The sequence below is a fragment of the Pseudobutyrivibrio sp. MD2005 genome (assembly GCF_000621865.1).
In the GTDB taxonomy this organism is placed as follows: Bacteria; Bacillota; Clostridia; order Lachnospirales; family Lachnospiraceae; genus Pseudobutyrivibrio.
In genome coordinates this window covers 288812-314517 of sequence record NZ_JHXE01000001.1, presented here as the reverse complement: position 1 = coordinate 314517, position 25706 = coordinate 288812, and the positions used below count along the sequence as shown (strand labels likewise).

The 25706-nt window shown below is 34.8% G+C and carries 19 protein-coding genes; 1 reads left to right on the top strand and 18 read right to left on the bottom strand.

The window, feature by feature from the left end:
- Positions 1 to 26: 26 nt before the first annotated feature.
- The 13 genes from T498_RS0101450 to T498_RS0101390 all read right to left on the bottom strand — a co-directional run bounded on the left by T498_RS0101450 (position 27) and on the right by T498_RS0101390 (position 18030).
- On the bottom strand, positions 27 to 1712 hold the full coding sequence (locus T498_RS0101450) for a hypothetical protein (protein WP_028234385.1): 1686 nt from the start codon (positions 1710 to 1712) through the stop codon (positions 27 to 29).
- 194 nt (positions 1713 to 1906) lie between these two features.
- On the bottom strand, positions 1907 to 3040 hold the full coding sequence (gene rffA, locus T498_RS0101445; protein WP_028234384.1) for a dTDP-4-amino-4,6-dideoxygalactose transaminase: 1134 nt from the start codon (positions 3038 to 3040) through the stop codon (positions 1907 to 1909).
- Positions 3041 to 3147: 107 nt separating this feature from the next.
- Complete coding sequence (locus tag T498_RS0101440; RefSeq protein ID WP_028234383.1) at positions 3148 to 4296, bottom strand: ATP-grasp domain-containing protein; 1149 nt, start codon at positions 4294 to 4296, stop codon at positions 3148 to 3150.
- Position 4297: 1 nt separating this feature from the next.
- Entirely contained in the window at positions 4298 to 5239 is a 942-nt protein-coding gene (locus T498_RS0101435; RefSeq protein WP_036977597.1) for a glycosyltransferase family 2 protein, read from the bottom strand.
- A 62-nt stretch (positions 5240 to 5301) separates the two neighbouring features.
- Positions 5302 to 6435, bottom strand: a complete 1134-nt coding sequence (locus T498_RS0101430) for an ATP-grasp domain-containing protein (protein ID WP_028234381.1) — start codon at positions 6433 to 6435, stop codon at positions 5302 to 5304.
- A gap of 6 nt (positions 6436 to 6441) precedes the next feature.
- Positions 6442 to 7374 carry a glycosyltransferase family 2 protein gene (locus T498_RS0101425; protein WP_028234380.1) on the bottom strand — a complete coding sequence of 311 codons (933 nt, stop codon included), beginning with the start codon at positions 7372 to 7374 and terminating at the stop codon, positions 6442 to 6444.
- 36 nt (positions 7375 to 7410) lie between these two features.
- Positions 7411 to 9000: a glucosyltransferase domain-containing protein gene (locus T498_RS0101420; RefSeq protein WP_028234379.1), complete on the bottom strand. Its 1590-nt coding sequence runs from the start codon at positions 8998 to 9000 to the stop codon at positions 7411 to 7413.
- Entirely contained in the window at positions 9000 to 11255 is a 2256-nt protein-coding gene (locus T498_RS0101415; protein ID WP_028234378.1) for a YfhO family protein, read from the bottom strand. Before T498_RS0101415 ends, T498_RS0101420 begins: the two co-directional genes overlap by 1 nt.
- An 11-nt stretch (positions 11256 to 11266) precedes the next feature.
- Positions 11267 to 12430 (bottom strand): glycosyltransferase family 4 protein, encoded by a 1164-nt coding sequence (locus T498_RS0101410; RefSeq protein WP_028234377.1) that lies wholly within the window; start codon positions 12428 to 12430, stop codon positions 11267 to 11269.
- Position 12431: 1 nt separating this feature from the next.
- Positions 12432 to 13376, bottom strand: a complete 945-nt coding sequence (locus T498_RS0101405) for a glycosyltransferase family 2 protein (RefSeq protein ID WP_028234376.1) — start codon at positions 13374 to 13376, stop codon at positions 12432 to 12434.
- A gap of 12 nt (positions 13377 to 13388) precedes the next feature.
- Positions 13389 to 15278, bottom strand: a complete 1890-nt coding sequence (locus T498_RS0101400) for a hypothetical protein (RefSeq protein ID WP_028234375.1) — start codon at positions 15276 to 15278, stop codon at positions 13389 to 13391.
- 6 nt (positions 15279 to 15284) lie between these two features.
- Positions 15285 to 16319, bottom strand: a complete 1035-nt coding sequence (locus T498_RS0101395) for a bifunctional glycosyltransferase family 2/GtrA family protein (protein WP_028234374.1) — start codon at positions 16317 to 16319, stop codon at positions 15285 to 15287.
- A gap of 10 nt (positions 16320 to 16329) precedes the next feature.
- On the bottom strand, positions 16330 to 18030 hold the full coding sequence (locus T498_RS0101390; protein ID WP_028234373.1) for a hypothetical protein: 1701 nt from the start codon (positions 18028 to 18030) through the stop codon (positions 16330 to 16332).
- Positions 18031 to 18132: 102 nt separating this feature from the next.
- Between T498_RS0101390 and murJ the strand changes: the two genes are divergently transcribed.
- Positions 18133 to 19668, top strand: coding sequence for a murein biosynthesis integral membrane protein MurJ (murJ, locus tag T498_RS0101385; RefSeq protein WP_028234372.1), 1536 nt, complete (start codon positions 18133 to 18135; stop codon positions 19666 to 19668).
- A gap of 29 nt (positions 19669 to 19697) precedes the next feature.
- On the opposite strand, the gene T498_RS0101380 is transcribed toward murJ, so the two are convergent.
- The 5 genes from T498_RS0101380 to T498_RS0101360 all read right to left on the bottom strand — a co-directional run bounded on the left by T498_RS0101380 (position 19698) and on the right by T498_RS0101360 (position 25705).
- Positions 19698 to 20270: a hypothetical protein gene (locus tag T498_RS0101380; protein WP_028234371.1), complete on the bottom strand. Its 573-nt coding sequence runs from the start codon at positions 20268 to 20270 to the stop codon at positions 19698 to 19700.
- A 127-nt stretch (positions 20271 to 20397) separates the two neighbouring features.
- On the bottom strand, positions 20398 to 21531 hold the full coding sequence (locus tag T498_RS0101375) for a glycosyltransferase family 4 protein (protein WP_028234370.1): 1134 nt from the start codon (positions 21529 to 21531) through the stop codon (positions 20398 to 20400).
- A gap of 26 nt (positions 21532 to 21557) precedes the next feature.
- Complete coding sequence (locus tag T498_RS0101370) at positions 21558 to 23087, bottom strand: glycosyltransferase family 39 protein (protein WP_028234369.1); 1530 nt, start codon at positions 23085 to 23087, stop codon at positions 21558 to 21560.
- Positions 23080 to 24765, bottom strand: coding sequence for a hypothetical protein (locus tag T498_RS0101365; RefSeq protein WP_028234368.1), 1686 nt, complete (start codon positions 24763 to 24765; stop codon positions 23080 to 23082). Before T498_RS0101365 ends, T498_RS0101370 begins: the two co-directional genes overlap by 8 nt.
- On the bottom strand, positions 24746 to 25705 hold the full coding sequence (locus T498_RS0101360; RefSeq protein WP_028234367.1) for a glycosyltransferase family 2 protein: 960 nt from the start codon (positions 25703 to 25705) through the stop codon (positions 24746 to 24748). Before T498_RS0101360 ends, T498_RS0101365 begins: the two co-directional genes overlap by 20 nt.
- Position 25706: the final 1 nt, after the last annotated feature.

Here is a 25706-nt window from a genome sequence, read left to right as displayed (position 1 = left end):
CTCCAGTATTTAAATCTTGTTAACTATTACTTTGTAAACCTATATACATTAATCAATTCTTGCTGACTTACAAGTTCTAGCTTACATCCAGGGACTCTCTCTTCCATATATGAATACAGTAATGACTCCGTTCCCCATGTATCCTGAGAATTACAGATAAAGAACACTCTATCATTAAAAAAATCATCAGGATAAAATGTCTCGAATCCGTTATTATTAATCTGTCTATAGTATATTGGAGAATATGCTTCCCATCCTCCCCAAAGCATTATATTGCTTGGTTTTTCTTTAGGATAAGTTAAAAAAACATCTACTGGAAATCCTACGCTTGTATCATATATAAAAAAGCTATTAGGATAATTCATCGCAAACTGATTAGCACTCTCCAAGAATTTTTTTTCTTCTTTCCTACTGTTGCAAGTATTCACCATATCCTTATATAAGCCATTTACACTCACCATAGAATATATACTAAATAATATAGCTATTAGTCCTAATGCAGAACCTAATACTTTTTTCGTACTAATTACACTTCCTATGTCTAAATCTGAAAAAACTATAAAGAAAGCTGGTATTAAATAAATAATGATGATAGCATACCATACTCTATATAATAGTCTTCCACTTAGCGCAACTGCAAACATTACCGCTATTGTTACTGCCACAAACGAAACAATAGTAACTATGTTTTTCCTTTTGTGAGCAATGAAAGCTAATACTATAGAAGTTATTATCATCAATGTCGCAAATATTTCGATTACTATGCTTCCATTTGTAAAAACTGATTTTAATGCATCTAATACCAGATATCCCTCACTTACATCATTATAGGAATCACGTAACACAGTTAACGCGTCTTTTGTAAAGTTTTCATCTAGGAAAAACCAACTTTTCGTTAACTCATAGAATTTTTCTGACCAGTTTATTGAACTGAAAATTTCAGGGTTGTCTGAGTATGCTAATCGTGGAAAGTCGCTCCAAGCTGAACGTACATTTGCAAATTCTCCAAATTTTCCCCATTCAGTAACATGTAAATACAAGCTATTAATTAGGAACATTATGACCTGCATAATTACACCGCTAACCATGTATTTTTTTGTCTTAGCATTGTAAATGAATTTTAATGACACACCATATACAACTAATGCCGCTGTAAATAAGTATGCTGTTTCTATTCGTAGTATTAGTGTTATAAACGTTAATACTAAAAAACCAACAAATCGCTTATTTATTAAAAATTTGTTAGGATTATTAATTTCATGTGACATTAGCAGTATTGCTGACATTCCTGAAAATGCCGGAATAACTGTAAACTGAAACACAGTTGAATACCAGCAAAAAAGCCCCATAAACAGAAACAAAAAAGCCAATGTTGCAATTACCACTCTTCTATTGAATAGCCTTAAGCAATTATCAAAAACTATAGTCATAGCAACACAAACAATGGCTACATAAATAAGACCATACCATGGAATCATTCCAGTAATTTTATACAGAGTTGAGACAATTATTCCCCAAACAATATTACAAAAAAATGAATGTGGTGTAGGATATCCTGTTTTAAATCCTGCTAAAATAGTCATCATTATGCTATCGTCATTTGTTTCAAAGCATATCTCATTGACACACCAGTTTAAAACTAATATTCCTATAGGCACTAATAAAACTGCTTTTTTTAAAAGCAGTTTTACATTCATCGATTTTATATTCATCTAATCTCCCTCTCAGCTTTTCTAAAAACCATCATATATTTCATTCTTATATAACATTTTCATGGCTTAATATTTATTTCAAATGCACATACAGATAACAAGAATCCATAAAACAATTATCGTCGCTCTATGGATTCTATAATTATTAACTCTTTAGTTATAAAAATGTTTATTAGATATTGATAATGTTATTTTTATCTATTTTTATAAAAATCTCTTACTACATCAATTACCTTGTTTCTGTCCTCATCAGTAAGTCCATAATATAACGGCAATCTTACTAATCGTTCACTTTCCTTTGTTGTATATATATCCTCGCCATTGAAACGCCCATGCTTCTTACCAGCAGGAGCAGAATGAAGTGGAATATAATGGAATACCATCTGAACACCATGCTCTTTAGCAAAGCTAATCAAATTTGTACGTTCTTCCAAATCTTTACACTTAAGGTAGAACATGTGAGCATTATGTTCACAGCCTTCTGGAATAACTGGTAAATCAATCTTTCCAGCATCAGCAATATCTTTAAATGCCTTATAATACTCATTCCATGAATTCATTCTATCGTCAAAAATCTTGTCAGCCTGCTCAAGCTCTCCGTATAGGTATGCAGCATTAAGCTCTGATGGCAAATATGATGATCCGGCATTAACCCATGTATATTTATCAATCTGTCCTCTAAAGAACTTAGCTCTGTTTGTTCCTTTTTCTCTAATAATTTCTGCTGGCTCAATCATATCTTCATTCTTAATTAAGATTGCACCACCTTCACCCATTGAATAATTTTTTGTCTCATGGAAGCTGAAGCATCCATAATCACCAATTGTGCCTAACGCCTTGCCCTTGTATGAGCTCAATACACCCTGAGCAGCATCCTCGATAACAAGTAGGTTGTGTCTGCGAGCTATATCCATGATAGTATCCATCTCGCACGAAACACCAGCATAGTGTACTGGAACGATAGCCTTTGTCTTCTTAGTAATTGCTGCTTCTATTTTTGTCTCGTCTATATTCATTGTGTCAGGACGGATATCAACAAATACCGCCTTTGCTCCTCTAAGAACAAATGCATCTGCTGTTGAAACGAATGTAAATGAAGGCATTATTACTTCATCACCAGGCTCTATCTCAGCTAAAAGTGCAGCCATCTCTGTAGCATGTGTACATGATGTAGTAAGTAACACCTTTGGTGAGCCTGTACGTTCTTCAAGCCAAGCATTACACTTCTTTGTATATTCACCATCACCACAGATTTTATGCTTAGCGATGGCATCCTTTATGTATTTTTCTTCGGTACCCACACATGGTGGAACATTAAATGAAATCATTTTTTATTCCTCACTCTTTCACACAAATTCAAACATTATATGTAATTTTAGCACTTTGTTTACAAATTGAATACAGACATTTTATTAATAAATTTAAGATACAAACATTACTCTATAGTAATTTTTACAATTTTTTCTTCATTAATTTCACTACCTTTAGCGATAATTTGTCCTATTCTATCTGGTCCCACCTGGAACTTATGTACTATTTCACCCGGCTCATAATCCAATGATACCTTTATATCTGGATTATCTGTCAGAATCTTTTGATCAGTAATATGTCCATCCTTGTAAGGGATAATCACCTTACCAATGCAAGGAGTTTTCTCTTTTTCTTCGAAATGTACTTGGTCTCCCATGGCACATGATATCATTTCTTCGTAAAAATCAAAATTGTAAAATATGCTTATTAACTCTGGTATACATGTAGCGCCACATCTACCGCTGGCTTCTAGAATGTAAGGCTGTCCATCGCTAATCATTATATCCATGTTTATAGCACAATCATTTAATCCTATAGCAGAAATAACTTTATTGCACTCATCTTCTATTCGCTTAATCACTGTGCTACTTTCATTAAGTGGGAAACGATGTCCAACCGGAACACAAGTCGATCCATTGAAATAGTTAAGCTTTTCATGAGGTGCTATAAATTGGACTTTGTTATTAACAACAAATGCGTCCAAGCCTATCTCAGTTCCTTCGATAAATCTTTCTATAACCACATAATCCTTTGTCGTAAAGGACATTGCTTTTTCAAATGCTGAATCAAGCTCTGAAATATCATCCACCCTAGTTATGCCCCTGCTACCTGAACTATCCACAGGTTTGATAATAACAGGCGAGTTGAGATATTTCATCCATTCTCTGGCATCATCGATAGAAGAAATCCTTTTATGCTCAGCAGATTTTACACCACCTTTTTCAAAGCAATCTTTCATTAATGCTTTGTCAGCGCAAATGCATGCAGCATCATAGGATACACCATGTAAATTCATTGCATCATTGACATACCCTACAGCCTTTAATGCTACATCAGTGCCTGTAGTGCAAATACCACTAATACCTTCTTCTTTTGCTACTTTAAGAATATTTTCAGTGTCTCTTGTGTCAAAATAATAGTTTTTATCTGAATATTTGAACCCAGGATAATCCCCTGGTCTGCTTACAGCAATAACATAAAGGCCCATTTCTTTGGCTTTTAGTATAAGTGGAACTTGATAGATACCAGCTCCCATAATCATTATTTTTCGCATTCTATTGCCTCTCTACGTTAATAGTTTCTCTCTCAACATATTGCGGAGCATCATTTATGCTTATATATATTCTACCTATATACTCACCTATCATGCCAAGCATAAGCATAATTAATCCACCAATAAATAGCATAAGCGATATAATAGAACTCCAACCAACATGTATTTCAACAATAATAATTTTTCTAAGCACAGTAACTATACCACCTATAAATCCCGCTATTGCACATATTATTCCTATCATTGAAGAAATTCTAAGTGGAATAATTGAGAATGCTGTAAAGCCATTCAACCAGAAGGTCAATAGCTTTGCCAGTGTATATCCAGTTGATCCGCTAATTCTCTCACGTTCTTCCATTGGAACATAACCAATGCTTTTTGTTATCTGTGAAATCAATCCATCCATAAATGGATATGGATTTCTATATTGAATTATCTGATCTCTCACAAATTTTTTCATTGCATAAAAGTTTGATGAGCGAAAATCCTTTGGTACATCCAATACAAGCCTACATGTAACTGTATTGAACTTACTTCCAAAATTCTTAAACCAGCTTTGCTTCTTCTGCGGATAATCTGCCATAGATACATCATAGCCATTCTCAAGTGGTGCAATAAGATCAATAGTCTTGTCTGCTGGACATTGTCCATCATCATCCATAATGATTATATAATCACCAGTAGAATACTTTAAAGCTGCCATCTTAGCGCTAGACTGTCCATAATTCTTCGCCAGATTAATCACCTTAATCCTTTGATCCTGAGCAGCCAATCCCTGCAATACCTCAAATACATTATCCGGTGACCCATCAACTACTGTTATTATTTCGTATTCATATTTATCCTCGACTTTAGCTAGAGTTTCTCTAATCTCTGCAATTACCTGTGGTATTGTATTCGCACTATTATAACAAGGTATTGCAAAACTTAATTTTCTTTTCATCGAACTATAACCTTTCATAAGAACTAATTTTAGGCATTATATTATTATATTAAGAATAATTTCTATTCTTCTGGTAAGTATTTCAATACTTCACCATTTTCATCACACATCATAAAATAACCATATCTTGTCGAACTATCTAAAATTTCACCTTCAAGATTATCAGCCAATTTATAGTCAATAACATTCTCTGACATCTTTTCGAGTGCAGAATCCATCAGTTCTTTATCTTTTTTATTCATCACATATCTTATTATTGCATAATTCTTTCTTGATGGATGTATATCCGGTTTATTTCCCATAGCAACATCGATAACTGCTTTTACGAAATCTACACCTGTAGATAATTGCACTAAACCACTACCAATACAGTCACCACCCATCCGGGCACCTATTTCTATAATCTTAATATTTCCATCTTTATCTATTTTCAATTCTGAATGTGAAGCCCCATTTTCAACTCCAAGGCTGGTTAAGGCATGTTTTACAACATCCTTAATCTTCTTCACGATTTCTACTGATAAGACTGCAGGTTCACAATGAGCAGTTTCAATGAAATGAGGAGCTCCTGTGGTGTACTTTCTTGTAATAGCTAGTATTTCATGATGTCCACGATAGCTTATTCCTTCTATACTATACTCTGTTCCGCTAACAAACTCTTCTATTATTGCTGATTTTTCAAAACCTACTTCTAATGCCATTTTAACTGCAGTCTCTAATTCTAAAGCCGAGTCTACCTTAGTGATGCCTCGACTTCCAGATCTATCAAGTGGTTTTACTATGACAGGGTAATTAAATTCTATTTTATTGTAGTCTTGCTCCGATTTAATTATAGCAAAACGTGGTGATGGATCTGCGTTTTTTAGGAATGTCTCTCTCATTACCCACTTGTTTGTAGATTTTATAGTACAATCCATACTGTTACCAACCAGGCTCATCTCATTAGCGACATAATTAACAGCTACAGTAGCCAAATCGGATGCAATTGTGCATATTCCATCTATTTTTATTTCCTTACATTTTTGAAGGATTTGTTCCTTTTCAATTATGCTTATGGGGTAAAAATAATCTGCAAGCGCTTCTCCTACATCGTTTGCTTCCCAAGCAAATACGTGAGTTTCATACCCCATCTCCTTTGCTTTATTGATTAATGGAACCTGTAAATAAGAGGCTCCTATTATAGCTATTTTTTTCAAACCACTCTAACCTTCCTCTTTATCCTCATTAATTATCTGTCTTATAACATATTTAGGTCTATCCTTTGTTTGCACAAAAATATTTCCAACATACAAACCGACCATTCCAATTGTTAAAATAACAAGACCACCAATCAAGATTATCGAAGCGACCATACTGGTCCATCCAGGGTCAACATCAATTGTAAAATATTGGATAACAATTACAATAATTGCTATAAACGCTAAAAATGTCATACTGAATCCCAGTTTTACAACTAGCTTTAGCATCTTATCTGATTGAGATGTCAGCAATTCAATTGCCATATCAACTTTTTTCTTAAACGTATAAGAACTTTCACCTTCAAATCTCGCATTATGCTCTACATCAATAGCCGTGGAGTGAAATCCTAACCATTTTATATACATTACATAGTCACGATACTGCTCGTTCATGGAACAATATGCTTCAATAACTTTTCTATTAATAACCGAATAGTTACATAAAGCACCATCATAATTTCCGTCTGTCGCATAATTGTATACCTTATAAAATAGATTTGACCAAAATATTTTTATTTTGGAGTCTTTTCTATCAGCGCGTCTTGCGAAGACAACATCATATCCCTCTTTGGCTTTTGCATATAATCTCGGTATTTCCTCTGGCCTATCCTGCAAGTCACAATCCATAACAATAACCCATTCGCCTTTGCAATTATTAAGACCAGCAAGCATGGCATTCATCTGCCCAAAATTACGTGACAGCTCAATACCGATTACATGAGAATCCCTAGCACATAATTCTTCAATTACTTCCCAAGAATTTTCTGGGCAATTATCATTCACTAGTATTATTTCATAATCTGTGGTTAACTCAGATATAGTTTCTGTTAACCTTCTGTGAAGTTCAGGTAGAGCAGCTCTACAACCATATACAGGAATTACAACCGAAAATAACATATTTCATCCTCGTTTCATTTTAGAATAACTATATATCTACATTTCCCCCATCTTAACAATAACCTTCCCATCCACAATAGCTATTCCACCATCATTAGGATATGTAGGCATTGCCTTTACTTCTGGAAGTTCAGCGTATTCATTATCATCATCAATAATGATTTGATCATTTCCGATACCTAGATGATCACGCATAAACTGTACATTCACGCCGAAGTTTATCATTTCCTCTAGTGAATTATAGTACTTTTCTAGCTGAATACCATCCAATTCTTCTTTCTTTGCGACTTCATTTATTGTTGAATCTTCTACATTATTGAAGCCAACAAACACGATATCCATATCATCAGCAAAGCCTTCAGTAGCTTTGATATTTGCCATAAGCGCTGTCATATAAACAACAGCCTGTTCCTGGTAAATGGCAGCCTTATTATAAGCACCATTATCTAAATATACATATCCAAGTGTCACAACACTAGTGCACAAAATCATTAATCCGGCAATTATCTGTGACATTCTTCCTGCAATTACACCATCAAATCCTTCATATTTCTCTAATAGTATTAACGGAATGATGTAAACAAACACTTCTGCATAAATCATCAGAGTACTTACCTGGAACATATCACTTGTGGAAAGAAGATAAATAACTGTCATTGATACAGGTAAAAGTAATGCGCCTACAATAGACGAAAGCTTTACTGCCAGCTTAGCCTGTGACTTAATTAAAAGCATTACAATCATAACTACTGTTAATGCAAAAATTAGCAACGAAATCATTCTTAGATATCTAAGCTGATTAATGCCTTCCATTCTAAATGACAAGAAGCTTGTAATGGCTTCTTTGAGTTTTAGAGGGAATTTGGCGATGTTGTATGGCTCGCCCCAGCCTTTATAATCATTGAGTTCCATGTGCTTAACGGTTCTAAATATCTTTGCGATGATAGACCAGATTCCAAGTGAAAGGCCCAATTCAATTAAATATGAGAAACCTGAAATTGCATATTTCACTACCGATTCTGTCTTAGCATCAATTACGTCTATAAGCATCTTAAGCAAGAAGATAGTAACTACCACTCCAAGGAATGCCTGGTAAAAGCTAAGGCAAACCGCCATCCAAAGAGCACTGATGATTACATTTTTAACAGAAAGCTCTTTTGTAAGAACCCTCGCTGCCTGAAATCCAAATACAAGGCCCATGAAATATGGCCAGCTTGTAAACATAAATGAAAATACGCTTGTTACCATCGGGAACACAACCATAAGGCCACCAATGATTACAGCTACTACCTTTGACCTTATCTCAAAGATGTCCATAAGAATCATTGCGCAAATTCCAATAAATACCACAGACATAAATCCATTAAAGAATGGCAATGAATAGGTCTTTGTAGTAAACACCATTAATCTATAAAGAATACCAAGGCCCCAGCGATTTACTTCGTAAGACGCACCCAAATCAAATAGGCAATGGCTATTGTCATGCACAGACAATCTATTAAAAAAAGCAAATCCGTGAGCAAATATTCCAAACAATATTGCTGAACAAAATGCATACTTCTGCGCAACTGTCAGCCTTTCAATGAATTCTTTTATCTTATTTTCGATAGTTGTTGCTACTGTCATCAGTTTCTATCCTTTCTCCTAGCCATTAGCATCAATGCTGTAAATGCGCACCATCCTAAGGCGGCAATAATAAGTCCGATTTTAAATCCTGGTGTACCATACGTGAATTCCACATTATGATTTCCTGCTGGAACCTTGATAAGCATCATACCGCCAGATTTAATAATGTCCGTTTGAATGCCATCAACTGTAGCTGTCCAGCCCTCATCATAAGGCACACTGAAATACACATAAGTGTCTTTATCATAGCCGGTCACACATTTCATACCGTGACCATCTTTACTAAATCCAAGAACCGAACCATAGGTGTGCTCTGTAACATAATCATCTATAGATTTATCAAAATCTATATCATCTGCTGTATTTTGCTTTAAATCATTTGCAATTTCTTTTGTTACATCAGCCTCATCAATCACTGCACTATCAAGAAGTGCTATTGCTCTTTGATTGACTGGTAAGCTCTTTAATTCCTCAAGTGTGATGTATGAATCTACCGCAAATCCAATTGGACAAGCACCACGCTCCATTAAATAGGCTGTGCCTAGATCTGTATCATAAGTGTCAACAACAGTTCCTGCTGTTTCTTCATACATCAAATAGTATTTTCCTGCAATTAGCTCTGCCAAACCTGGAATATCGTTCTTTGGCATTCCAGCCACATTGTGGTAGTAATCAAATAAATCTTCAAACTCGATAATGCTATTTGCATTTGTAGATGTTTGGTTAGTAAAGCCAGCTACATGTGCAGCCATGCTGATAAGATTCATAGTGTTGTTTAATCTGTACTGTTCACTAGGGAGCTCCAACTCAACAGACACATCATACTTTTGCTTGTAAGCTTGTAAGCCCATCCAATCGCAGGTCTTATATATAAAGGCTGTGCTAAACATGAGGCCTACTGAAACGATAGCTACATTTACAAATACATTTTTGTAATTTATCTGGCTTCTTGTGGTGATGATACAAGTAATAATCGCACCGACTATAGCAATTGCTACATATACATAAAATCTAACTGCATCATTAATCCACTGATGATCGTTGATATTTAGGCCATTTAATACATTTATGATAATCGCAAACATTATGATTATCGCAATGTAGCCTACTGTCGCAACTTTTATAGCTTTAACCTCTGGCTCTTCTATCATTCTGATAGATGCCAATACAACCATAAGGCCGAATGCGTACCACCATCTCATTTGCGCCGCACTGTACATATAAAACAAATCGCTTAGAAGTGGTATAAAACTAGCCACTGCACAAAACAGGATTATTCTAGAAAGCCAATCGCGTTTTTTTATAATATAGGCAATCACCAAAACTAATCCAAACAAAGGTAAGTACATTCCATGGCTAGAGAAATTCTGCTCATTTATAACACTAACAGATGTTAATGTCTCTGCCGGAAGCAGCATATTTTTTAGTATGTACAGGTAATCTTCTAAAGTAGTGGTGAGCATCGATAAGATACCACTGAACTGCCCTGTTCGAGGATTACCCGAGATATACATGATGTTTGGAATAAACATAAATGCTGCCATGGCAACGCCAAGCACGCCACAGCCAATGCACTTTACTACATCTAGGATTAATGTCTTAATATCTTTACTTGCAAATCTAAATAGATAATAGATTATTAGAAATACAACATCTCCCACAAAGAAGAAGTAGTTAACGAAGCAGTTAATGAATATCGAAAATATAAATAATCTGCTATCCTTTTTCTCTTTGTAAATTTCTAATCCAAGCAACATTAGTGGGAAACAAACTATCGCATCATGGAAATGATAGAAAAGCATGTTGGCAAGTGAATAACCCGAAAACGCATAAAGCACTGAGCCAAGCACCGCCCATTTGCTATCCTTTACAAATCTCTTAAGATAAAGGCAAGAGGTAAGGCCTGCAAATGCAAATTTAAGCATAAAGAACCATGCCACCATATAAGGAAATGCATTAACTGGGAACAACATGCTCAACCAGAAAAATGGTCCCCCCAATTCATAAAAACTATAAGCCTGAATTGTGGATGTGCCTAAATCAACGCTCCAACTAAAGCCATTAAAACCACCATCTAATAAGTCTCTATGCAATCCCATTGTAAAAGGAATCTGCTGATCATTGAAATCGTTCGTCAACACAAAAAAGCCATGCCCTGCTACTACAAACGGTAATAGCGAAAGGCAAGCTATAATAAAACATATAATGAATGATTTAACATAATCCTTTTTCAAAAACTGCTTTATATCTATCATGAAATCAACCTTTATAATTCTAAGCTCTTTCTTGCAATCTGTTGATAAGAGAAGTATTCCATTCCCTTTGACTGAGCCACTTCTTGCATTCCTTTAAACACTTCTTCGGAACCAAGCACGGTGTTAATCACTTCTGTCAATTCTTCAACTGTGTCTTTATATAGGAACTTAACATTTCCTCCTAAATCCACATGAGTAGTACCATCCCAATATTTGCAAATCATAGGCTTTCCAATTCCTACAACCTGCTCCCAAAATACTGAGTGACGACCTGGGAATATAACTAAATCTGAGGCGCCATAATAATTCAATGTCTCTGCAGAATTAATCCATCCAATATATTTACATCTATCGCTACACTGAGCATTTACAGCATCCTTTAGTTCATCTACAACTGAACCGAAAACGATAAGCTTCACCTTAGGATTATCAAGCTTATTTATGGCTTCCATAAGATTGACTGTCTGCTTTTTAGCCATATCGATTTTGCCACCAGTCATCACAAGAATATCATCATCCTCAATGTTATATTTCCTACGAATCTCGGCACGAGTGTCAACCGCTAGCGCCTTTTTAACCTCATCATCATCCACGCCCATAACAAGAAGCTCGGTCTTTTCTGTAGGGATATGATAAATATCTCTGAGGAAATCTACGCGGCTAGGCATAACGCCATAAAACTTCTTAATATGGGGAACCAAAAGCTTAGCATAGTGTCTCCATACAATTTTATGAAGAATGTTTTTTGAAAACCAGTTAGTACCTGAATTTGAAAAATCCGCATGATTATCTGCGTAGGCCACAACAGTTGGATGAGCCTTTAAATATTTTACTATTGTAGTATTTTCAGGCGAACTAACACCATGAATAAACATAATGTCAGGATTCTCTTTTTCAATAGCTTCATACAGACCTTCAAATCGCTTGAACTTGTTGGTAAAAGATTCCTTACCTTTGATTTTCAAACGAACTACATGAACGCCATCGTCATTTACATAATCATCTCTATCATCCCAGATTACATTTCCCTTATCATCATTAATCCAGTGTGATGTGATATCTGTAACTGATAGCCCCATCTTCTTATGAAATTTTGTAAGCATCTGATCCTGATAAGACCAGCCATCTGTAAATAAACTATTGAGACTAAGATGGACTATTTTTTTACCGCTCATTTTATTCTTGCTCCTCGTCAGTCTCCCCAATAATGTAGATAGGTCTATGTTTTGTCTCAAGATATGTCTTTGCCATATATTGACCTATGATACCCAAGCATGAAAGCTGTATGCCTGACACCAACAGAATTATACAAACCATTGATGGCCAACCATTTGTTGGGTCACCAAATACTAATGTGCGAATAATGATTACGATTATAAATAAGAATGCCACCATGCACATTATTAGTCCAAGCAATGAAACCATGGTAAGCGGAGCTGTCGAAAATGCTACAATTCCGTCTATCGCATATATAAACAGCTTCCAGAAGGACCATTTAGTTTCGCCTGCAATACGCTCTGTATTTTCGAACTCAAGCCACTTTCGCTTAAATCCAACCCAGCCAAATATTCCCTTGCTAAAGCGATTGTATTCTCCCATAGAAAGAATCGCCTCAACAACTTTTCTTGTCATCATCTGGTAATCTCTTGCGCCATCCACAATATCAGCATCGCTGATTTTATTCATAAGACGATAGAATTTGCGAGCAAACCAAGAACGAATAGGTGGTTCCCCTTTTCTATCTACACGACGGGTGGCTACACACTGGTACTCTCCACTCTCAAGGTACTTTAGCATCTCAGGAAGAAGTGCAGGTGGATCCTGTAAATCCGCATCCATCATAACCACATAATCACCTTTTGAGTGCTTTAGACCGGCAAAAATCCCAGCCTCTTTACCAAAGTTTCTCGAAAATGAAACATAGTGAACTCTTGAGTCTTTTTTCTTAAGCTCTTTTATAACCGATAATGTGTTATCCTTCGAACCATCGTCTATGATAAGCAGCTCAATATCAACATTATTTAGTTTTTGTTCTATCTCTATTATTGCATTATAAAATAATGGCAACGACTCCTGCTCGTTGTAAGCAGGCACTACGATAGAAAGTAACTTCTTTTCCATATTGGCTCCTTATTATTGCACCAGGCTAAGCATGCCTGACTCTTTATCTACTTGATATAATGTAAGATCCTTTATCTCTGAAGAATCTTCAAACAATCCAGCATAAGTATTTACAAGATTATCTGTAGGATTGTATATAGCTACATAATCAAAATTATCAACTAGAATCTCCTTGAATTCCTCTTCAGATAAACCTGCACCACTTTCATCTACATAGCTTGAAATATACACATCACTATATGTAAATGAACGAGGCTTTGCTATTGTTGCAAGTATTGGATGGAATACAACATTAGTATCATCACCCACAATTAAAATAGATGCATCTTCCGGTGTGTTAGCATTAATCTTACCAGCAAGGATATTTACTGCGGCGCGGAAGCTAACAGAATCATCCACAAGCTGTCTAGAAGTATAATATCTAATTGATTCAGCCTTACTGTGGAACACCAAAAGTGTCACCGCAACTGCTGCGATTACCGCAACCTGCTTTTTTGTAATATCTGAAATGGACTCTCTAACAAGCCAAGTCAGAAGTAATAGCCCTGTCAAAAACATGATTCCACAGTATCTATCAAATGAGGCAAGATTAATGGCTTCCTCTTCTGAAAATCTAGATATGTAAAGTGGAAACATTGAAAGTATGTAAAAAATAATCGCTATACTTGGAATCACTGCGCCAGCTATACTTGCAGCCTTTGTTAGCTGTGATTTTCTGTACAGCTTGATATGAAGCCCAATTAATGCAGCTGTAATCAACACCATAAGCGCCGTGTAGTTGAATCCCATTCTTTCAAAATAGATATATCTGTAAGTAATGGCATCCATGAAATTTCCATGTACTGTTGTCTGGAATTCATTTCCTTTTCCTTGCAGCGTAGCAATTGTACCTGCGAAATCAAAAGGTGCACTAAATTTGCGAGGTGTGTGGGAAATAGTAAGCTCTAATTTCCATAGCATCTTTGCAGCAACAAAAGAGATAACTGGAACAAGCGATACAGCTAGCAATTTAATCTTGCTTACAGCATCTGCCCTTTTAGCTGAGATCATGTCAATCACATAATAAAGCGCAATAAACATTGCAAGATATATTCCTACATCCTTAGCAAGTGTAAGTGTTGCACAAAGCATTGAAATATATGTAGTGTAGAGCCAATCCTTATTCTTGGTAAGAGAGATAGCAGCAAAGCCGCATCCGCCAAGAACTCCTAAGAATGGGTCAATATACAAACTGCAGTATGCTTCACTAAAGAAATACAATGGCATGACAACTGCTGCAAACCACATAATGATGCTTGCAACCTTTTTAGCTGTAGCTTCTGCCTTTACCTTTGCAAATGGAAGCATTGAAACAATTGCTAAAAGCTGATATGCATAGTAAGTTTTCCACTCTGAAAACTCGCCTGTAACCAACATGTTTATCTTTTCTAGCATATACTGAAAAAGCGACATTGCTGGTGGATACGAAGGAAACACGGCTGTTGAACCAGGTGCTGTTCCGAAAGCATCTAGCTGTGACATAATAACTACAGTATCTAGCCAATGTGAGAATTCATCAGTACGGGTAGCCATTCTGTCCTGATTCCAATATGCAAGTAGCATTGAAAATGCTGCAAATATCAAAAATCCAGGAGTAACCAGATTAAAGATGCGCTCTTTAAGAACTGATTTTGCCCCGCCTTTAATTATCCAATAAATGGTGTAAACGTATAGCAGTGCTGCAGCAACACCTATCACTACAGCACCGATTTTTAAAATATGTAAAACGCCAAATAGGAATAATACAAGTATTATTCCCATGCAAGATATTGGAAGAGCCTCCTCAAATGTCTTATCTAATTTAAAACATGCAAACACAGCAAAAGCTGATATTACAATCAAAAACAGAATTATTGATAGCATCTACTGCTACTCCTTGTTATTAAAAATAAATGCACGCTGTACCGCGTAATTGAAAATATAAAGTATGACTTCTACTGGCACCTTGATAATAACTGGTGCAATCATAGGCAGAAGCTGTGACAAATTGGTAACAGCCCAACCTGAAATAGTACCTGAGATTACAACAAGCACTAAGTATTTTGCAAGCTGCACTGCAACCTTGCCTTCGCCTTTGAATACCATTTTTTTATTTAAAGTGAAATTCACAAGGCAAGAGCAAGCTCTTGCAATATATGTGGCTGCCATGATTTTGGCACCACAAGCATGAGCAATAATAAAAATAATATAGTCAATCAACGCTGAAAAAAGCGATGAGAATGAATACTTTAAAATGATACTGTATATACGAATTGAATCTCTTACTGGATTAAAGTGAGATGATTCGTTATTGTTCTCGTAAACAGTCTGGATTGTAACTTCCTTCATTGGGACATTGTTGCTCTTAATATCTAGAAGCATATTTGTCTCATATTCGTATTTCTCTCCATCGCATCTAGCTGCGATTTCAAGGAATGAATATGGCAATCCTCTAAGACCTGTCTGAGTATCAGAAACATCGATACCGCAAGCCCACTTGTAAACCTTGCGAGATATTCCATTTCCCATACGGCTTCTAAATGGTATGTTGCTAGCATCAAAAGCACGGCACCCCATTACAACTGCATCTGGATTTGCTTCCATTGCATCTGCAATCTTTACAATGTCCTCTGGACGATGCTGACCATCAGCATCCACAGTGATAACACCAGCTTTTGCAAGCTCTGGGTTAAGTAGGCAATAATTGATTGCACTTTTAAGCGCACGGCCTTTACCCTGATTGATTGCATGAGCTACAACAATTGCACCCATTTCTTTTAGCTGATTAAATATGTGTGCGTATTTTTCTCCTCCACCATCATCGACAACTAAAACATTGTTAAACAGTGTCATTATTTCTTTTGTAAGTGGCACCAAGCTCTCAAGTGGCTGGTACGCAGGTATGATAATTAATTGCTTTTTCATATAATCATTCTCACTTTGAAAGTAATATAAAAGATCCCTCTTCTGCAACAGTAGTAGGGTAGTTTTCTAAAATATATTGATATGTTTCGCCTGCCTCAAATTCCTCGTAGTATTTATTGGCTGTATCTATCAATATGTAATCTGGCAACTGTTCTGGATGTGCCTCCCAATATGCCAATACTCTTGTTTGGCCTTTGCCAGCTCTGGCGTAGGATGTTCCTGCTGCCATTTTAGCGTCGCTATTAAGGTAGGCACTAGACCCGTGTCCCATTGACACAAACAACTTATCCTCTGCACTAACATACTTAGTCAATAATGTATAACACGATTCATTCATGTAGTAATCTTCATCAGATAATGCTATTCCCTGGTACGCTCCATAAGTCACATATGTCCTTTTTTCAAATATGGTACTATAACCACCTTCACCTTCAGCCACCCATATTCCCATAAAGAATAATGTAAAACCCACTACAGCAAAACGCAAAAGCTTCATTCCTTCTAATCGTTCACCAGTGATCATTACAATAGCCAAAATCACATATATAGTCATAAAACCTGGTATAGCTATATCTTGATTGGTTGATAGTGCCCAAACTAACTGCGCACAAACTGACACAAAGAATATGATGCCAAGTTTTTGTTTACCATCATAACCAGGTTGACCGTATTGGCCTATTCTGGTGTATTCATTACTTTCCCTTTTATATACCAAATAAGGGAACCACATAAATATAATCAAGAATCCATATATTAATCTAGAAAGACTGATGCTTTCTGGTTTTATGGCGAATATAGCTACCATAAATATAATCCAATATAAAGATAGTATAGTGTTAAAAAAGCTTTCACTAACATATGACACTTTGTTAACAACATGCATTATTATAATTGGTAAATATGCTATGCAAGCAAATGCAAAATAACTAATCAGCATTTTAACTAAGCGCATGGAGGGATTTCCCGTATGAGATGAATCACTAAGATATGTCATACTAGAAAAAGCATCTACTAAGCCAGATGTAAATTGCAAATATATTAAAGTCAGTGCACCACATACAAAACAAGTAAAAATATATACTATTATTGGTTTAAGCAAATCATAACCTTTGTATGTCATAATTGCTAATACTACAACAAATAGAATTGGCATCAGAATCATAGTAGGATACGCTAAAATTGCGATGCATGTAGCCACTCCCATTAACACTATGTAGATTTTGTTCTCTGTTTCAAAAAATCTATATGCCCAGCATATAAACAAAATAAGCCCAAAATCACACAATGATTTATAAGAAAAGTTCTTAAAGGAAATAATGAATGCGTAGTATACAAGTGCTGTCAAAAAGGCACTATCTCTGTACTTTGTTCTCTTGATACAAGCGTACAGATAAATGGCGATCATCAATCGAATGATTTGATATGAGATACGCATAAATAGAACCACTCCGCAGCCTAATGGTGCGATGATTGGTGCCAGCACTCCATAATACAAAGCAAACAGTGGATATACTAAAATGCCACCCATCTGCAAAGTATCCCAGTTTTCAACAAAAAGCTTTTTACCAAGGAAAGTAGTCCTATATAAAGCAAGTAGCCCAGACTCATCCATATAAAAGCCCCTGTCGATAAAGTAAAACGACCATACTAAAACTGCAATTCCAATTATTGTATTAAAAACGATTTTTTTCTTGTTACTTTCAGCAAACATAATTATCTCCATATTATACACATAGATATTGACATTTTATACCATTTTCTTTGCTTATGCTAGTATTTCGATGTATAATCTCTTTATTTGGAGGACCAGTCAATGAGCAAAAAGAATAAAGGCATTTTAGCTACTACCGCTATAATTGCTGTAATGACCTTATGTTTTAAATTACTCGGCTTTGTTAAGCAAGCCGTTGTAGCATATTATTTTGGAACCACCTTCGAAACTGATATTTACAATCTAGCATTTACATTTGTAGGCACCTTGACTTCAGCATTTGTTAGGGCAATATCTATTTCGATGGTTAGTATCTACACCCACACTTTAGTTCAAAAGGGTAAAGAGGCGGCTTCAAGGCTAATCTGTGCTTGTATGGAATTTATGCTTCCGATAGCACCAGTGATACTGCTTTTCACTTACATGTTTACGCCACTGATTGCAAAGATGCTTGCGCCATCATACTCACCTGAAGAATCGATTTTGCTTCAGCATTACCTTAGAATCTGTTATCCATTCTTTGTATTCTCCATCTTTACTATGGTTGGAACATCACTGATGGATTCAAACAAGGACTTTGTTATCAGCAGAACAGAATCATTCTTTACCAGTTCCATTACTATTTTATGTTGTGTCTTGCTTTACAGTACTCAGGCAGTTACATCACTTGTAATAGCCCAATATTTAAGCTACATACTATTCAGTTCACTGCTCATCTTTAGGGGACGCCGTTATGTACATTATTCATTTGTAAAGCTTAGGGATGTTCCAGAATTAAAAGTAATCCTTACTGCTGCACTGCCGGTATTTATTGGAAACTCAGTTTTTCAGATTAACAAAATCGTTGATGGTTCTATTTCATCTGGCCTTGGAGCGGGAAATGCATCGGCCCTTGCATACGCAGTAGTTCTTGAAGATTTAGTAGTAAACGTAATCGTCAACAATGTTGTAGATATTTTATATGTTAATTTTTCAAACTTCGCTGCAGAAGGAAATATTCAAAAGCTTTCAAATACAATGAAGTCTGCCGTAAGAGCAATGATATGCCTTATGACACCAATTACTATTATCACTTGTTTGTGCTCGAAAGAGATTGTTTCAATTGTATTTTTAAGAGGAGAGTTTAATCAGAAATCTCTAATTATGACTAGCGCAGCTTTAATAGGATACGCTGTAGGATTTATAAGTTCTGGTGTAAGAGATATTGCTTCACGTGCCCTATATGCTTTTAAAGATACAAAAGGGCCAATGATTACAGGTTTTTTTGCTGTAGCTGCCAACGTATTTTTCAGCATCTTACTTTCACGTTTTATCGGTATTATGGGCGTAGCAATTGCAAGCTCTATATCGCTTACTGTTAACTTTATTATTAACTCACTTATGCTTAGAAAGTATGTGCCTGATTACTCATTATTTGATCTTATTCCTGTTATATTAAAACAGGTGCCAGGAAGTGTTGTTTTAGTTATACTCATAATTGTTATAAAAAATTTATTCAACAATAATTTCCTTATCTTCTGCATTTCAGCTCTAGTAGGACTTATTGTTTATGCTATAATCCTAACGCTTATGAAAATCGATGAAGTGAACCTATTAAAAACAAAACTTATTTCTAAAATAAAAAATGCCAGCTTCTAATGAAGCTGGCATTTACTTTATTCTATTCTTTATTCAAACTGCTTATTAGCCTCATGTGGGTCTTCACCATTAATAAATACATCAGGATGATAGTTTCCTGTCTGTACTGGAACTGCGCCTTCTCTTGGCTTCTCCTGACCCTCTACAAAATCATATACGCTATAGATAATGCAGTTATTCCATAATGCATCATATTTTGTAGGCTTTGTTCTCCATGACTGCTCATTCTGATGTGTTGCAAAGTACATATAGTAAGCAACAATATCATCACCGAACTGAATATGTAAATCCGGATTTCTTGTTGCATATACATCTACATTAAATGCTACAGATGGCTGTCTCTGCTCCCAGATACCAAATGTAATAAAATGATTGAAAAGAGTCATCTCATCAGTTCCAAGAACTTCTTTGACATCAGGGTACATCTTTGTATACTCATCTGCTACGAATAAGGTATACAATGTCTGTACTTCCTCGGCAGTAAGCTCTCTCATGTGAGCCTGTCCCTCTGCTGACATTGCTGCTTCGCTTTTAACTGTAAAAACAGATACTGCGAAAATTACTGCAAATGTCAATGACAAAAACTTTGTAAATTTCTTCATAATCTTTTACCTCACTATAAAATATTATATACTCTATAAAATCGTCTTCTAATTTTAATATATCCTAAGATGTTTAACAATTCAACTCATATCACCTTATTTAAACAAATAATTCATGGTTTTATCATTAAATGTTTTTTATTACTGCCAATATGTTTTTTGTTCTCATTTCAATCGTGAGTGTTTTCCCCATTGAATATGATGCTTCGCTCATCTTTTCACGTAATTTTTCATCATTTTTTATTTTTAAAATAGCTTCTTTAAGCTGGTCCTCGTTGTCTGGATCAATCAAAATAGCACAGTCATCATCAAGAATTTCTTTGTTAAAATCTCGTTTTGATGATATGATTGGCAAGCCGCAACCTAAAGCTTCTACTATCACATTTGCACATCCTTCATGCTTTGTTGGAAGCACAAATACATCTGCGGCACATAAATATTCAGGTATATTATCATGATCTAAACTGCCTTTAAATAGAATATGCTCACAATCAGGAGGATTCGGCCCTCCTCCAATAAATATTGAGTACACATCATCCAAGCTCTTTAAAACATGGTTAAGTTCTATTATTCCTTTTCTAGGAATAAAGCTTCCCACGAAGGCTATAATAAATGCCTCTTGTGGGAGATTTAGTTTTTCTCTCATCGATTTCTTGTCTAAAGGTTTAAATACATTTGCATCAAATCCATTAGGTATCAAGACATACGGAGCTTTTTCAATAAGATTAAATCTATTACACTCATTAACCTTTTCAGATGATACACATACAATAGCTTTTAAATTATTAAAATTGTATTCTTCTATTTCGTTACCGTTTTGTAAAACAGATTCACTAGATTCAACTATTAAATTAGTATTTATCTTTAGTTTTGACAATGCCTCATCGAATTGCTTTCCCATTTCCCAAAACATCGAGTAGCAATAATCTGTCTCACCTATTTTTGCTTTTTTTATGCACCTCCTTAAAGCTCGTTGATTACTAGCATCCTGAAGCTTTTTCAGAAATCCTTTTTTTGTATCAGAAAATGTCAAATAAGGATATGCATAAACTGTTAATGTATTTCCATTATCCAATTCTTTTTTATAAACAGATTTAGTTATTCTTTTTCGATGAATAAGTTTTCTTGTAATACTCTGAGGGCTTATTACAACTGTTTCAACATTATGATAATAAGCCATCGCTTCGGCAATCTGCTGGGAAAACACAAATATTGGATCTCCCTCTACAGGATAATGCTTCGAAACCATGACAAAGCGCATATTTATTCTCCTAACTCTATTCCTTATTAGTTGGCCACACCTACATAGTAATTTCCAAACTGTGCTACGGCCATATCATTATCAGTTAACCACGTAACAACTTCTTCATTGTTAACACTGCATATGTAAATATCATTCTTAACCGGTGACTGAGATACAAAATCCCCAAAGTCATATCCTTCAAAACTAACAGGTTGTAAAAACTTTGCATTCTCATCTTCGTATACAACAGTCTCTACATACTTATCGGTTGGATACTTACTATAACATAAAACAAAAGGATGACGAATATCCTGCACATGTATTGTCCCGTCGTAAGTGTTTGCAAATACAATAGCCTCCTCAACACCTTCTGGCCACACGCGCTCCATCATAGCGTTATAATCAGTAAAATAATATTTCGCAAATAATACTCCACTAATGCAATACAGAGCACCTATCACAACCGAATCAACTGCTTTTGTGTTTTTAAAAAGGTCAATAACAAAAACTATACCTGTGCCAATGAAGTAAAACAAAGGCAAAAACAACATATTAATTCGTTCAAAATTAGCTTGAACCAATATTCCAAGAATCAACGCGCAAATAAACCAAAACCACATAACAAATGATTTCTTGCTACGTTTTATCAAATCCTTAATTAATCCAATCACCAAAAATACATTTGAGAATAAATAATAAGTTCCATAAGGCAATGCAGAATCGTACGAAATGTAGTCATACTGTGTCCAAAAATAAGTAACCAATTGTTTTAAATTAGCTATAGAAGGCTTTGCATCATCGCTCCTAAAATAACTTAGTCTTGGTATTGAAATATAGCTCGTTCTTATTTCACCTATAAAATCAAGATTAACCATAATAAATAAAAATAATGGAATGACCACAATGCCTAAAGTCATCGTATATATTATTATGGATTTAAGATTCATTTCTTTTTTTATGTATAAAACTAATATAATTCCATAAACTAGAAAAGGCATAACAACCCAAGGAGAAGCATAGCTATAAAGTGTTATTCCCATTACAATAGCCGCTACTATTGTCTTCCACAAAACATTTCTAGATGTAACCAAAAGGTACAAAGCAATTGTTACAAAACCAACGTAATAATTACAATCTAATCCCCAACGGCTCATTATAATATGCCATGGCGCTATTGCAAGTACAAATGTCGACCAAAATGCAACTCGTTCCTCTGCAACTTCTTTTACTAATAGGTAGAAAAATATAAGTGTCAAACATCCTAGTAACGCTTGTGGTAAACGTATTGCCACAGGGCCAAATCCCAATATTCTAACAAATAAAGATTGTATATAACACTGGACAGCGCTCATTCCACTTCCCCATGTTTCCAAATATACCGGATTATGATATCCATGAGAATCTATCCCATAATTAACTATAGAATATGCTTCATAAGCAGAAAATGCCTCATCTTGAAAATAATTATAATTTCCTGGAATTTTTCCAATAAACATCAATCTAAGTATGCAACCTATTATGATGACAATAATACTCTTATTATTGTTCAATACCTTCAAGGCTCTATTAATCATCAACGTCCCCCTTATTAATCAATCGTAATGCCCTAATATCTATAGTATTAAAAGCAATTACCCAAAAAGCACTATACATCATAGGGAATAAATAGTACAGCCTTCCTTCTGGCATAAAAGCTATAACCGCCAATAGTTCCAAAATAATCCCTAACGACATAATCAAACCATATATATTATAATCAGTTTTCTTCACAAAACATGTCAATTCATATGTAAACATTCGAATTATTCCTAACATTACTAGCATTCTATAAAGTGTTCCTATATGTGTTGTTTTAATAAACAATTGCCAACTATAGCACGTATTTCTTATAACAACACTAATACTTTTTCTCACCTCATTCTTATCCCATTTACCGACTAACCATACACCTAGAATATCATCTCTTCCTTCTATATTACGTAAATCAGTATACTGCGGCAAAACAATTGTTGGCTTTCCTTGAAATATATGAGTCTTATCAACAAATGGAAAATCTATACAGTAAAAATAACTACTAATTTGCTTATAAATATAATCAACAAAGTTGTTTTTTACTATACTATAATAACTACTAATATAATTAGTTGAATCTGATTCTGACATTAGGGTTTGATTTCCATCTTTCCTCCCCATCAAGTAATTATAATTACGATATCCATCTATTCCAGTTTCTTTTATTATTTGAGCTGGTACACAAGCATTGATTTTGTCAATTTCAGACTTAGTAATAATCGCCTTTTCATCATTTAGTATATTATTTAATACGTTTATAGTACTTACAATTTGATAGTCTTTCCCATAATACTTTTTTGCTCCAATGTTCTGGATTCCATTCAAAACGGAAAATATAACAATGCATAAGATACATATTTTAAATAATTCTTTTTTTGATATCTTCATACAAAAGCATATCATGAAAAACAACCCAAATACGCCAATTATTATACCTTCTGTTCTCCATATCATTATGAAACAAGACAAAAAAATAATACTTATATTAATTCTATTTCCTTTTTTGTTTTGAAAATAAAAGAAAATATACGAAAAATAAAACATACAAATAATTGTATAATAGTTATTCCTATAAGCATTAAATACTAACTCATATGTCTCTGGAACTAACAAAAGTACCAACGGGATATATTTAATACTATTACCATTAGTCAATTCAGAAATACCGTTGTATATATATGCAATTACTACTATAAGAAGTAGCCATTGAAAAATAAATATAGATATTGGATTAGGCAATACCATTAAACAACCGGCATAAATAATACCTGTATATATTGAATGCCAATACGTTGGCAAAAAACGGATTGCCAACGCATACACGCCATAATTATCAACTTCCATACCAAAATTATCTGGAAATACAATTACACCAATTATTAATCCCACTAAAAAAATACTTCCAAAGCATTTTATTACATCTTTTCTTATTCTTTTTTCTTTAATTAAAAAAATTAATTTCCATAGCAAAACAATTATTACAATAGAGCATATTTTAGATAATATGTAAACCATTATCATTTCTGTTTTATCACCCAAAATATAATTTTTAGGCTGTGTTGTTCTAAATAAAATGTTATCCCATGAAAAAACAAAAATTAACCTTTCAAATAGAAAGGTTAATAAAATGTGAATAGCAATGATTATTGTTTTCTTCTTATTATCTATCTGAATCTTCATATGTTTTCTCACTAATGATATATCTAGGTCTTTGTTTAGTCTCCATGTATGTCTTTCCAACATACTCACCAATTACACCAAGAGAAATAAGCTGAATTCCTCCAAGGAAACATACCGCTATCATAGTACTTGTCCAACCGCCTAATGTGTTACCCATGAAATGCTGAACGATAGAATAAATAATGAGTAAAAGGCTTATAAAAGCTACAAAAATACCAAAGCCAGTAATCATTCTGATTGGCTTTATGCTAAGACTTGTGATTCCATCAAAAGCAAGACTAAGCATCTTTGAAAGAGGATAATGGCTTTCTCCTGCAATACGCTCATTACGTGCGTAATATACGCTAGTGCTCTTAAATCCAACAAGTGGAAACATTCCTCTAAGGAAAATATTAACCTCTTTGAAATTGGCAAATTCCTTTAATACCTTTGACGAAACCAATCTATAATCAGCATGGTTGAATACAACCTCTGCACCCATTCCATTTAAAAGCTTATAGAAGCTTTCTGCTGTAAAACGCTTAAAGAATGTGTCTGTATCACGCTTATTTCTAACACCATAAACAATCTCACAGCCGTCAGCATAAGCATCTACCATTTCATTCATAGCATTAATATCGTCCTGGCCGTCGCAGTCGATTGAGATAGTGATGTCACATAGTTCCTTTGCTTCCATAAGGCCAGCCAACACAGCATTCTGATGACCACGGTTACGGCTCTGTGTGATTCCTACAAAGTGCTCATCCTGTTTAGCTAAATCCTTAATAATTTCCCATGTTTTATCCTTTGAACCATCATTTACAAACATTATGCGTGATTTATCATCAACTTTTTCTAAGGATACAAGTTCCTTAATCTTATCCAAAAACAAAGGTGCTGTAATTGGAAGAACTTCTTCTTCATTGTAGCAAGGTATTACAATATAAAGTACTGGTTTCATC

What these genes read in the sequence shown, in the direction of transcription:
- T498_RS0101450 (WP_028234385.1), bottom strand. Translation starts at nt 1,712, where the DNA reads ATGAATATAAAATCGATGAATGTAAAACTGCTTTTAAAAAAAGCAGTT.
- rffA (WP_028234384.1), bottom strand. Translation starts at nt 3,040, where the DNA reads ATGATTTCATTTAATGTTCCACCATGTGTGGGTACCGAAGAAAAATAC.
- T498_RS0101440 (WP_028234383.1), bottom strand. Translation starts at nt 4,296, where the DNA reads ATGCGAAAAATAATGATTATGGGAGCTGGTATCTATCAAGTTCCACTT.
- T498_RS0101435 (WP_036977597.1), bottom strand. Translation starts at nt 5,239, where the DNA reads ATGAAAAGAAAATTAAGTTTTGCAATACCTTGTTATAATAGTGCGAAT.
- T498_RS0101425 (WP_028234380.1), bottom strand. Translation starts at nt 7,374, where the DNA reads ATGTTATTTTCGGTTGTAATTCCTGTATATGGTTGTAGAGCTGCTCTA.
- T498_RS0101420 (WP_028234379.1), bottom strand. Translation starts at nt 9,000, where the DNA reads ATGACAGTAGCAACAACTATCGAAAATAAGATAAAAGAATTCATTGAA.
- T498_RS0101415 (WP_028234378.1), bottom strand. Translation starts at nt 11,255, where the DNA reads ATGATAGATATAAAGCAGTTTTTGAAAAAGGATTATGTTAAATCATTC.
- T498_RS0101410 (WP_028234377.1), bottom strand. Translation starts at nt 12,430, where the DNA reads ATGAGCGGTAAAAAAATAGTCCATCTTAGTCTCAATAGTTTATTTACA.
- T498_RS0101405 (WP_028234376.1), bottom strand. Translation starts at nt 13,376, where the DNA reads ATGGAAAAGAAGTTACTTTCTATCGTAGTGCCTGCTTACAACGAGCAG.
- T498_RS0101400 (WP_028234375.1), bottom strand. Translation starts at nt 15,278, where the DNA reads ATGCTATCAATAATTCTGTTTTTGATTGTAATATCAGCTTTTGCTGTG.
- T498_RS0101395 (WP_028234374.1), bottom strand. Translation starts at nt 16,319, where the DNA reads ATGAAAAAGCAATTAATTATCATACCTGCGTACCAGCCACTTGAGAGC.
- T498_RS0101390 (WP_028234373.1), bottom strand. Translation starts at nt 18,030, where the DNA reads ATGTTTGCTGAAAGTAACAAGAAAAAAATCGTTTTTAATACAATAATT.
- murJ (WP_028234372.1), top strand. Translation starts at nt 18,133, where the DNA reads ATGAGCAAAAAGAATAAAGGCATTTTAGCTACTACCGCTATAATTGCT.
- T498_RS0101380 (WP_028234371.1), bottom strand. Translation starts at nt 20,270, where the DNA reads ATGAAGAAATTTACAAAGTTTTTGTCATTGACATTTGCAGTAATTTTC.
- T498_RS0101375 (WP_028234370.1), bottom strand. Translation starts at nt 21,531, where the DNA reads ATGCGCTTTGTCATGGTTTCGAAGCATTATCCTGTAGAGGGAGATCCA.
- T498_RS0101370 (WP_028234369.1), bottom strand. Translation starts at nt 23,087, where the DNA reads ATGATTAATAGAGCCTTGAAGGTATTGAACAATAATAAGAGTATTATT.
- T498_RS0101365 (WP_028234368.1), bottom strand. Translation starts at nt 24,765, where the DNA reads ATGAAGATTCAGATAGATAATAAGAAGAAAACAATAATCATTGCTATT.
- T498_RS0101360 (WP_028234367.1), bottom strand. Translation starts at nt 25,705, where the DNA reads ATGAAACCAGTACTTTATATTGTAATACCTTGCTACAATGAAGAAGAA.